The organism is Gluconobacter cerinus (assembly GCF_002723935.1).
Classification (GTDB): Bacteria; Pseudomonadota; Alphaproteobacteria; order Acetobacterales; family Acetobacteraceae; genus Gluconobacter; species Gluconobacter cerinus.
Genome location: NZ_BEWM01000003.1, coordinates 260,744 through 272,230, shown reverse-complemented (window position 1 = coordinate 272,230; position 11,487 = coordinate 260,744). Strand labels below are relative to the sequence as shown.

At 56.8% G+C, this 11,487-nt stretch carries 8 protein-coding genes; 7 read left to right on the top strand and 1 reads right to left on the bottom strand.

Annotation, left to right across the window (positions count from 1 at the left end; genetic code table 11):
* Positions 1-33 precede the first annotated feature (33 nt).
* The 7 genes from GCE01_RS08425 (at position 34) to GCE01_RS08395 (ending at position 9,890) form a co-directional block, all read left to right on the top strand.
* On the top strand, positions 34-3,021 hold the full coding sequence (locus tag GCE01_RS08425; protein ID WP_099212401.1) for an FAD-binding and (Fe-S)-binding domain-containing protein: 2,988 nt from the start codon (positions 34-36) through the stop codon (positions 3,019-3,021).
* Positions 3,018-4,598, top strand: coding sequence for a hypothetical protein (locus tag GCE01_RS08420; protein ID WP_099212399.1), 1,581 nt, complete (start codon positions 3,018-3,020; stop codon positions 4,596-4,598). The genes GCE01_RS08425 and GCE01_RS08420 overlap by 4 nt, the downstream gene beginning before the upstream one ends.
* 52 nt (positions 4,599-4,650) lie before the next feature.
* Entirely contained in the window at positions 4,651-5,619 is a 969-nt protein-coding gene (thiO, locus tag GCE01_RS08415) for a glycine oxidase ThiO (RefSeq protein WP_099212396.1), read from the top strand.
* 41 nt (positions 5,620-5,660) lie between these two features.
* Positions 5,661-5,858 (top strand): sulfur carrier protein ThiS, encoded by a 198-nt coding sequence (thiS, locus tag GCE01_RS08410; RefSeq protein ID WP_046901497.1) that lies wholly within the window; start codon positions 5,661-5,663, stop codon positions 5,856-5,858.
* A 1-nt stretch (position 5,859) separates the two neighbouring features.
* On the top strand, positions 5,860-6,645 hold the full coding sequence (locus GCE01_RS08405; RefSeq protein WP_099212394.1) for a thiazole synthase: 786 nt from the start codon (positions 5,860-5,862) through the stop codon (positions 6,643-6,645).
* On the top strand, positions 6,646-7,251 hold the full coding sequence (locus GCE01_RS08400; protein WP_046901495.1) for a thiamine phosphate synthase: 606 nt from the start codon (positions 6,646-6,648) through the stop codon (positions 7,249-7,251). It begins immediately after the preceding gene.
* Positions 7,252-7,325: 74 nt separating this feature from the next.
* Positions 7,326-9,890 carry a cation:proton antiporter domain-containing protein gene (locus GCE01_RS08395; RefSeq protein ID WP_099212391.1) on the top strand — a complete coding sequence of 855 codons (2,565 nt, stop codon included), beginning with the start codon at positions 7,326-7,328 and terminating at the stop codon, positions 9,888-9,890.
* A 29-nt stretch (positions 9,891-9,919) separates the two neighbouring features.
* Here the strand turns inward: GCE01_RS08395 and GCE01_RS08390 are convergent, their stop codons facing one another.
* Positions 9,920-11,425 carry a peptide MFS transporter gene (locus tag GCE01_RS08390; protein ID WP_244591134.1) on the bottom strand — a complete coding sequence of 502 codons (1,506 nt, stop codon included), beginning with the start codon at positions 11,423-11,425 and terminating at the stop codon, positions 9,920-9,922.
* Positions 11,426-11,487: the final 62 nt, after the last annotated feature.

Genomic DNA, 11,487 nt, shown 5'->3' with positions numbered 1-11,487 from the left:
TCCAACACGCTATACGACCGGGGAGAAACGAACATGGGTGGCGATGCAGATCTGACAGGTGTGGCCGGACGCTCCGGCCTCTATCTTGCCGCATCTGAATTGCACATCCGCGATGTTTTCCTCGCCAGACTGGCTGCCGAAGGCTTTGAGGGGGATGTCACGCCTCAGGTCTCTGCCAGATTAGTCGGGGCGACAGACAACAGCATTTACCAACGTCTTCCATTGGCCGTCATCTACCCCCGAACAGCCGAAGACCTGAACCGTGCCGTGCGTGCGGCAGAAGACGGCTCTCTCACACTCGCCATGCGTGGAGGCGGCACAGGAACCAACGGTCAATCCCTGACTGCAGGGATTGTCGTTGATGTGGCCCGATATCTGGATCGCATTCTGGATTTTGACCCTGACACTGGGCACGTAACCGTCGAACCCGGCGTTGTTCTGGCCAGACTGAATGCCTTTCTTAAGCCCCACGGTTATTTTTTCCCGCCTACAGTTTCAACTGCGACCCGCGCCACGATCGGCGGAATGATTGCGACCGATGCTTCCGGCAAGGGCTCTCGCATTTACGGCCGCACATCTGACTACATTGAAACCATGGATGTGGTGCTATCGGATGGCAGTAATCTCCATGTTGAAAAACTGACCAGCGACGCTCTTGAGCACAAGAAGACTGGTAGCGATCTCTCCGCACGGGTCTATCGCGAAGTGTACCGTGTAGTGACGGAGCAGGCGGGCGAGATCCGTCGGGTCTTTCCAGACATGAACCGGGGACTGACCGGGTATAACCTCGAAAACGTTCTTCTTGAGAACGGCCAGTTCAGTCTGGCTCGCCTGCTGGCGGGTTCAGAGGGAACGCTGGCCCTAACGAAGCGTGTTGTGCTGCGTGTTCGGAAGCTTCCGAAATATCGTCAGCTTCTCGTCGTGCGCTACGCCAGTTTCGACAGCACCCTCCGAGACGTCCAGACCATTCTTCCAGCCAATCCTTCAGCAGTGGAAGTGCTGGATGACCGTGTGCTGGAGAAAGCGTCACAGGATATTGTCTGGCAATCCCTGGAAAGCGTTCTTGGTGCCCGTTCAGAGCAACCGGTGCGAGGGATGAGTTTTGTTGAGTTCGTTGGAGATGACGAAGACCATCTCCATCAACAAATGCAGGAAGCCGTTACTCTCCTTGAAAGCTCTCCTTACGAAGTCATTGATTACAAACCTGTTTCTGATCAGTCGATCATTAATCAGCTCTGGACCCTGCGTGAAAAATCCGTGGGGCTTCTCGGTCGTCCGGATGGCCACAAACAGGGCGTGGCTTTTGTCGAAGACACAGCCGTTCCACCGGAAGCCCTAGCTGATTATGTATCTGAGTTCCGGGGCATTCTCGACGGATACGGATTGTCTTACGGCATGTTCGGGCATGCCGATGTTGGCTGTCTGCATGTCCGTCCTTTTCTGGATATGCTGTCCGAACATGATCGAGCCCTGATCCGCCCGATCTCTGACGCCGTGGCCAACCTGACCAAACGCCATGGTGGGTTGTTGTGGGGGGAGCATGGGCGTGGTTACCGTGGAGAATTTTCGCCTCTTTTCTTTGGGGAGACACTCTTCGCAGAGCTCTGCCGCATTAAAGAAGTCTTTGATCCCAAAGATATTTTTAATCGTGGGAAGCTTGCGCCGGTCGGCGTCAAATATCCAGTAGACCGGATAGATGGCATCCCGTTCAAAGGTCAGTTTGACGAGCAGATTTCCTCAGATCTGCGAGATGACTTCAGCCTCTCTGTGAGCTGCAATGGAAATGGGGCCTGCTATAATCGCGAACCTGACATGGCCATGTGTCCGTCCTACAAGGCTACCAAGGACAGGCTTCAGTCACCTAAGGGCCGAGCGACCTTGCTGCGAAGCTGGGCGCGACTGAATTCGCTCCCAGATACTGCCGCTGACAAAAGTGCGCTTCCCGAGCTAACAGCCGAGCTCAAAGCCAGTCTGGACACATGCCTGTCCTGTAAAGCCTGTGCGACGCAATGTCCGATCCGGGTGGACATTCCATCCATGCGGTCGAAGTTTCTGGACCTCTATTTCCTCAAGCATCGCCGCCCGGTGAGGGACTATCTCGTGTATTGGCTCGAGCCTCTCCTGAAGGTAGGCCGACAGATGCCGACGCTCGCCAATATTCTGATGCAGAACCCGATCTCGACTGTATTTCTCAAGAAGCTGGGGCTTGTCGATCTTCCGAAGATCAGCCCCGCGAGACTGCCCAAAATCACGCAGGTCAGCACAGAATGGCTTGAACAAGCAGGAAACAATGACCGGTCGGTTGTTCTGATTCAGGACTCATTTACGGGAAGCTTTGATGGCGGTGTCATCGAAAGCGCATATACGCTTCTCAAATCTCTTGGGATGGACCCGCGCGTCACGTCCGTGTGGGATAATGGCAAGGCCCGGCATGTACGAGGATTTCGTAAAGGCTTCTCAGCCACTGCTCGCAAGACCCTGAAGCAGCTCAAGAATATCGCTCGTCACGGCGTACCCGTTATTTCTCTGGATGCCGCTACAGGTCTGATGTTTGAGCAGGAATATCGGGATGTCGCAGGGTCGGAAGCCATCCCAACCGTGCTTTCACTGGAAGCCTTTCTGAAACGCCAGATCACCAAGGGCATCATACCTTCAAATGCGGTAAAACCTGACACAGCAGCATTGACCATCATCTCACATTGCACAGAGCAGGCTGTACGCCCGGGAAGTGCCGAGGACTGGAAGGCCATTCTGCGACATCTGGGCGTTCAGGCAGATGCGGGCAAAGCTGGTTGCTGCGGGATGGCTGGCCTGTTCGGCCATGAGAAGGAACACGCCGATCTGTCCGCCAGCATTTTTGCCCAGAACTGGGCCAGCAAGGCGGAAGGCAATATTCTGGCAACGGGCTTCTCCTGTCGTTGCCAGACGAAGCGTCTTGCCGGACGGCGGCCTGCTCATCCAGTCGAAATACTCGTATCTCACCTTCAGATAAAAATTGAGAAAGCCGTCTCAACTCAATGATATCAAAAATATTTCTTGGAAGTTTTTCTTTTAGAAACGGCTATTTTATTGCCTCGATCATAGGGCTAACGCTTTATCTCGTTCTAGCGGTTTACGTCTGTTCGCTGTGGCCCAAGACATCGGATCAGGCGTCCTATTTCCTTGCCGGGCTGGATGTACTGCATGGAAACTGGCGCCTGCATGACTGGGTTCTGACCCCGCCGGATTTCTGGACGTCCGATATCCCGCTCAGCGCCCTCCTGAGTGGACTATGGCACCTGTTAGGCAGACCGGCAGGCAGCCCATTTCTCCTGATGGTGCAACCCGCAATCCTATGGGTCGGCGTTGTCGCGTCAGCTTTCTCGGTGGTTTTTCTGCGCTTACGAGGCATTGAGGAACGCCTCGGGGCAGCGACCCTGCTTTTGCCAGTGCTTGCCTTTCCCCTGATGCGCTCTCCGATGGCGTATTTCATCACGCTCTCTGCCATCCATATGGGCGCGCTGATTTACGGTCTTTGGGCACTTCACTGGGCTGACCGGTTTCTCTCATCGGGCTTCTACCGGTCACTGGCGGCCTTCGCAGTGCTACTGTGCCTCGGGGTGATTGGAGACCCGTTACTCGCAGTGACAGGAGCGGGGGCGATCATCGCCTACGCTTTTCTGGCTCAGGACTTTGCTCTTCGCCAACGTGGGCTTTTGGTCCTCGCATCCTTGGCAGCAACCGTGCTGGCCAAAGCCATTCTGCACATCAATGCCGTGACCGGCGGCTTTGCCACGGAGCCGTTGGAAACCCGCTTCGCACCATGGGAACAACTGGGCAGCAACTTCGGGACATCCGTTCGCTCCATTCTTCTTCTCTACGGAGCAGAACCCTTCGGGCAGGCCGTAGCATCCACAATACCGGAATGCCTCCGGCTTTTTCTCGTCGCCCTCGCTCTTACTGCGGCTTTCAAGATTGCCCGATCAGGATGGCAGAGCAGGGGCCAGATTGCCGCATTCCCCATGATGCTGCTTCTGTCCGCCGCCCTGAATTTCGTGGCACTCGCTCTCAGCAACCGCATCGCTCTGGATGGCAGCCCCATTGCTGTCGCGCGCTATCTTTTTCCGCTTTGGATTGATCTGGCCTGCCTCACAGCGCTTGTCTGGCCAAAGAAAGGCGTAGCCGTGAGTCTGGCAGCCATGATCCTGGTCGTCACCCTCATTACGGATTACCGGAACCTCCCAGCGCATTCGACTGGCCTTCTAAGTTCCGATGATAACCAGCTTCTCAGCCGACTTGAGCGCAATCTCCCACCGGATGGTGTTGGTTCCTGGTGGAGTTCCGGCAACCTGGAAGTGGCCTCTCTCGGAAAAATGCATATTTACCCCGGGATGAAGCAGGGAGACGGCACGGTTGCGCCGTTCGTGCACATTCGCAAGAAAATGGATTGGCATAGCTTTGATGGAAAAGCCTTTTTCGTCCTGATCCCACACCCGGAAGAAACCTTCGGGGAAGCCGAGGCCCTGCGAACATTTGGCACTCCGGCCAAACGTCTGACGGAAGGGCGCTATACGATCTTTCTGTACCCTGCCGATCATCTCCCCGTGCGCGCCTCCTGACCAAACAGTCAAGCCATGTTAAACACGTCCCGCTTTTACGAGGAGGACATGGATGACTGGACCTCGCATTCTGGTTCGAGGGGCTGGCGTAGCCGGAATGGTCACCGCTGTGGCACTGGCGGAACACGGCGCGCACGTCACAGTTCATGACATTGGCGGCCGGGTTGGCGCTGGTGCCTCGTGGTTTGCAGGCGGCATGCTGGCGCCCTGGTGTGAAGCAGAATCAGCACCAGACGAGGTCACTCAGGACAGTTTGACGTCGCTTAATTGGTGGGAATCCCACGTTCCAGACGTTGTGCGGGCAGGCAGCCTCGTCGTCGCGCCACCTCGCGATACGCCAGAGTTAAACCGCTTTGGACGCCGCACCAGTCACTTCGAAATCCTCAACGCTCCCCAGATTGATGCGCTGGAGCCAGATCTTGCAGGCCGTTTCGATAAGGCGCTCTTCTTTGCGGAAGAAGGTCATGTCGATCCTCGCAAGGCCCTGCTGGCTCTGGCTCAACGCCTCAAGCAACAAGGTGGCCAGGTCCTGACTGTTCAGGCGATTAACGATGATGAATTCGATTGGGTTGTTGACTGTACGGGCGTAGCAGCCCGGACCATGCAAAATGACCTTCGAGGCATGCGCGGGGAGATGATTCTGCTGCGCTGCCCGGAAATCAGCCTTCACCGACCTGTTCGCATGCTGCATCCGCGCATTCCGGTCTATATTGTCCCGAGGGCAGACAGCGTTTTCATGGTCGGGGCCACTATGGTCGAGAGTGATGATACGCGCGGCATTACGGTGCGTGCCATGACCGAACTGCTCAATGCGGCCTATACGCTGCATCCTGCTTTCGCGGAAGCCGAGCTTCTGGAGGCTAATGCTGGCCTCAGACCAGCCTATCCTGACAATGTTCCGAGGGTGAAGCAGAACGGGAAGAGCATCTCCCTCAATGGCATGTATCGTCACGGTTTCCTGCTATCGCCAGCGCGTGCACAAGAAGTCTGTGACATCATTTTCGGAACAGATCGGGCCTGAGACCCTTTCTTCCTCTTATACCCCTGGATGGGAGAGACATCATGCAGATCACCGTGAATGACGAACTCCATGAAGTTCACGCGCGAACACTTGGCGCGGTCCTTGATGAACTGGGTTACGGCAAGGCGCGCGTGGCGACGGCCCTGAACGGTTTTTTCATTCCAGCCACCCAGCGGAGTGCACAAACGGTAGAAGAGGGTGCCGTCCTCGAAATTCTTGCTCCCATGCAGGGAGGCTGACATGCAGTTCTACGGCACTGAACTCTCTTCAAGGCTGATGCTGGGCACAGCCCAATATGACAGCCCCGCCATTCTCGCAGACGCAGTAAAGGCCGCTCAGGCAGGTGTTGTCACCGTGTCTTTGCGTCGCGAAGCTGCGGGCGCTCAGGCAGGACAGGCATTCTGGTCTTTGATCCAGAGCCTGAACGTCCCCATTCTCCCTAACACGGCAGGTTGTCATGGGGTTCGGGAAGCTGTCACCACAGCACAGATGGCCCGGGATGTTTTTGGAACGGACTGGATCAAGCTGGAAGTGATCGGCCAGGGAGACCTGCTTCAGCCAGATGTCTTTGGTCTGGTCGAGGCCACACGCATCCTGACGGAAGATGGCTTCAAGGTCTTCCCCTACACAACGGAAGATCTGGTTGTGGCTGAACGGTTGCTCCGTGCGGGTGCTGAGGTGCTGATGCCATGGGGCGCACCAATTGGTTCGGGCAGGGGGCTGAACAATCTCTTCGGCCTCCGCGCATTGCGCAGCCATTTCCCGGACATCCCCATGGTCGTGGATGCCGGCATTGGAAAGCCCTCTCATGCCACGGCAGCCTTTGAGCTCGGATACGATGCCGTTCTGATCAACACGGCCGTCGCCAAAGCGGGAAACTCGGCCCAGATGGCCACCGCCTTTCGCCTGGCGTGTGAAGCCGGGCTTGCCGGATTTGCTGCAGACCCTATGGAAGAACGCGATATGGCGGTGCCCTCGACCCCGACCCTCGGTCTGGCCCGCAGCCTCGGTGGAGAAATGCTGTAAATGTCCCGTCTGCCTTCGAAAATCTATCCTGTCGTTGATCATCCTCGTTGGGTCGAACGCCTCGGCGGAGCAGGGGCGCGTTTCATTCAGCTGCGCCTCAAGGACATGCCGTCTGAAGAAATCCGGGCGCAGGCTGAAACTGCCCAGGAACTGGCCGCCCGCCATAATGTCGCCCTCGTGCTGAACGATTATTGGGAACTGGCAATCGAACTGGGCTATGAGTGGCTGCATCTGGGGCAGGAAGATCTTGAGACCGCAGACCTTGAGGCCATCCGCCAGACGGGCATTCGCCTCGGCATCTCGACCCATAGCCATGAAGAACTGCAGCGTGCGCTGGCCTGCAAGCCCGATTACGTTGCACTCGGTCCGATCTGGGAAACGAAACTGAAGAAGATGGCGTTTGGGCCGCAAGGTGTTGAGCGCCTGACCGAGTGGCGTGAACTCAGCGGCGATGTTCCTCTGGTGGCCATTGGTGGCATCACGCTCGATCGGCTGCCGTCCTGTCTGAAGGCAGGGGCAGACAGCGTTGCCGCCGTAAGCGATTTCATTCGTGCCGAAGACCCGGAAAGCCAGGTCAGACAGTGGCTTGCCGCCGCTGACACATAATTTGCAAGACAGAGCTATCGTGGGGCGGCAACCGTCTCTAGGATGGTTTTCGAACCAAGGGAGTACGGAATACAATGATGGTGACAGGCCTTGCAGCCGTTCTTCTCGCGATTGCGTTCCTGCTCACGCTCGTCAGCATCATTCAGCCTCTGGCCAAACGGCTTGAGATTTCCGAAACGGTTCTGCTGGCCCTTGCTGGCATCGTTCTGGGTGGCGCTGCGTCTCTTGTTGTTCGTTCCTCCGCAACGGACCTGCTGGATGGCGCCGCCGAAGCCCTGATCTATTTCCCGATCAACAGTGAGGCCTTCCTGTTGATCTTCCTGCCCATTCTGGTGTTCCAGGGTGCCATGGGCATTGATGTTCGTCGTCTGGCTCATGAAACGGCGACAGTGCTTCTGCTGGCGGTTGTAGCGGTTGTGGTTTCCACAGCCACCATTGGTCTGGCGCTTTACCCCTTCGCCAATCAGAGCCTGGTGGTCTGCCTTCTTCTCGGATCCATTGTCGCCACGACTGATCCGTCAGCCGTGGCAGGCATCTTCCGGGAGATCGGCGCTGCGTCACGTTTGACGCGCCTTGTTGAAGGTGAGGCGCTCCTGAACGATGCCGCCGCGATTGCGATTTTCGCAATCCTGCTGGCCTCCGTCACATCCCACCGGCACATCCATCTCGGTGAGGCTGTCGTTGATTTTGCGTCGGCTTTTGGTGGCGCCATCGTTGTCGGCGTCTGCCTTGGCCGCTTGACCCTGCTGCTCATTGCAGGCCTGGGCGGCGCCCCGGCAGCAGAAATCACCCTGACCCTCGCTCTGCCCTACACAGTCTATATTCTGTGTGACGAAATGCTCGGCTTCTCCGGCGTTGTCGCCACGGCAGCAGCCGGCCTGACAGTCTCAGCTTATGGACCGTCCACCTTCCGTCCGCAAGTCTGGCGCTTCCTGAACGAGCTATGGCAGCAGCTCGTTTTCTGGGCAGGCTCTCTCGTGTTCCTTCTTGCCTCCATGCTGGTTCCGCGCCTCCTGATTGGCATGACCAAGTGGGACTGTGTGCTCATCCTGATCGCGAGCGTGGCAGGTTTGGTCGCGCGCGGTGCCGTTGTGTTCGGTATGCTGCCGATCCTGGCGTTCACGAAGCTTTCGCCACCTGTCCCAACGCCTTTCAAGGCTACCATGGTCTGGGGCGGCCTGCGCGGCGCCATTACTCTGGCGCTCGCGCTGGCCGTGACCGAGAACCAGAGCGTCTCAAGCCCCGTAGCGCACTTCATCGGTATCATCGCAACAGGCTTTGTGCTGATTACCCTACTGGTTAACGGGACGACCCTGCGTTCACTCGTCCTGTTCCTGAAGCTTGATCAACTGTCACCGATCGATCAGGCGATCCGCCAACAGATCCTAGGGATCGGTCTTGGTGAAGTCGCGGAACGGACGCGCGTGATGTCTGATGAACTGGGCTTTAGCGAGCAGACGCGCATTGGTGTCATCAGCCGGATCGAAAAGCGCGCTGAAAAGGAGAGGGCGGCCAATAATTTTGAATCTGCCCTGAGCGACCGCGCTCGCGTCAATATCGCGCTCATCACGATTGCCAATCAGGAACGCTCCCTTCTGCTGGACCTGTTTCGCATTCAGGGCCTGTCGCGTCGTGTCATGGAAACGCTCCTGCGGACGGCTGAAGCCATGGCGGATGGCGCGCGTCTTGAAGGGCGTTATGGCTATGTCCGCGCCCTGAAGCGCCGACTACAGCCGCCGGTGAGATTCCGGGTTGCCCAGGAACTGCACAGCCGCTTCCATTTCGACGAACCTCTGATGTACGCGATGATGGAACGCTTCGAGATGCTGATCATCGCGCATCTCGTGTCACTGTCGTTGCAGCGCTTTGTGAGGCAGCGCATGGAGCCAACCCTCGGCCCGCGTATTACGGAAATCGTGTCCGAGGTTCTGGGACGTCAGCGCAAGCTTCTGGACGATGCTTTGGAAACACTCCGTCTGCATTATTCCGGTTACTCGGAAGCTCTCGAAAGCCGTATTCTCCGTCAGATCGCGCTGCGCCTGGAAGACGAAGAATACGATGCGCTTCAGGCTGACAATCTCATTTCCGAGGAGCTGCATCGGGAACTACACCGGGATATTGAACGCCGGAGCGCGCGTCTTGAAGCTCCGCTGCGCTTTAATCTCAAGAGCGGCATTGAACAGCGGCTGCGAGCTTTCCCAGCTTTCAATGGCGTGCCTGACAGTGTTCTGCACACATTGTCCCGGAAGGTCGCGATGCGTTTCGTTTCACCAGGCGAAGTGCTTTTCAAGCGTGGGCAAAAAGCCCGGGTTGTCTATGCACAGGTTGCGGGCTTGGCCGAAGTTCATCTTCCAGAGCGTGAAATCCTCTTTGGCAGCGGAGATCTGATCGGCGCTGCCTCTGTCATTCGCGGCGAGAGGCTACAGGGCACAGTCCGGTCGCTTCAGTTCAGCCATCTTCTGGCAATCCCCAAGCCGGTATTCGAAAAACTGATCACCGACTACCCGATTGTCCAGCGCCTCATCATCGCTCGCAGCAATAAGCGCGCAGACGGCCTTCTGGACCCATACGTCGTGAAAACGGCAGAAGGCGTGAGGCTTGCTCCCGCTCAGGGGCTCAAGGGAATTGCGTCTTCCTGAGCCTCATTCCGGCCTCATGCTACGTTCAATTACGATGCTCTTTTCTCAGGCGCCAGCAGATCCCGCCAAAGGCAAGAGCATCCCAACAGAATACAGGCTGCCAGCAGGCACGCCCCGCTGTGAATAAGCCAGAACGGAACATCTGCGACATGGCCAATCAGGGTTGAAAGCTTCCCGATCATCAGGTTTGCCAGAAAAAGATGCAGGGTGAAGCAGGCGACAAGAATAGTATTGAGGCTCGCAGGAGCAGCACGGGAATATAACGCCATACCGATCGCGTAGCTCATGCTGAAGCCGATATCGTTGATCGTATGAAAAGCAATGCCCCATAGCAGACTGACCTGATGCGGCGCAGGATAAAGCCACGATGCGAGGGCCAGAACGAGCGGGCCACACGACGCGATAAAGGCCCCGATGGCAACCTTTGTGATTTCCGCGAGGTCCGGGCGGCGGCGATTATAGAGCTTCCAGAAACCAAGAACAGAAATCGTACAAACAGTACTGACTAGACCATCCAGCGACACAAGACTGCTGACCGGAAACGGGTGCCCCAGAAGTGTCAGTTGGTAATGCTCACGACCCCACAACAAATAACCATCGAAAATTTCGGAATTTGGCAGGGCGCTTAGAGCCAGAACGGGTAGAAGCGCCAAAAGCAGAACTGTTGTTTTCTTTTCCGCAGGGGTCAAAGATGGGCGAGGGATGATTGCTTTGGAATGGCCGTCTTCCGGCAGCCAGCGCCTACCCAATATATAGACGAAAAGCCCCGTCAGCATCCCTAGACTGGCAGCCAGAAAGCCCCAGTGCCAGGCCTTGATGGCAAGATAAGCGCATAGGGCAGGAGCTGCGATGACCGCAGCCTGAACACCCAACGAATAGATCTGATAGGCCTCTGAGCGCCGTGGATCGTCCAGTGCATAAAGAGCGCCAACCTGCGCGCGTAGACCACCAGCCGCTCCAAGCCCCAATAGGAGCGTGGTGATGGCGATGACAAAACTCCAGTCAAAAGACATGAGAACATGCCCGATTGTCATAAGGATCGCACCGAGGAAAATCGTGCGGGTTCGACCGAGAAACCGGTCAGCGACGATACCGCCGAGAAGAGGGGTTGCGTAAATCAGCGCCAGAAAAAGGCCAGTAATCGCACCTGCCGTAGCCTGTGTCCCGACTGGTGCGTAAAGCGCGCCAAGGAAAGACTTCAGCGCGCTCATACCCAGCACATGATCTACATGCCCGGGTTGGAGCAGGTAGTCCGCCAGATAGAGCACCAGAATGGCCTGCATGCCGTAAAGCGAGAATGCTACGCAGCCTTCAGTCAGCACCAGGACCCAAAGCCCTCTGGGATGCCCAAACAAATCTATGGAAGACGGCACTTTCACGGCATCGACCACAGGGTCGTTCGGAATCACTTCGGTCAAAACAGTCTCACAGCCTGAAGAGAGGAGAGACCATGGGTAAAGGCCAATCAGACCATGGGTAAAGAGGCTGAAAAACTTATGGCAGAATGCCATCAACAAACCGCGATCAGTCATCATGGCATTTTGCCACTAAACGAAAATTCGCACGCGGCGATATGCCAGAGAGCCACAAGCATCAG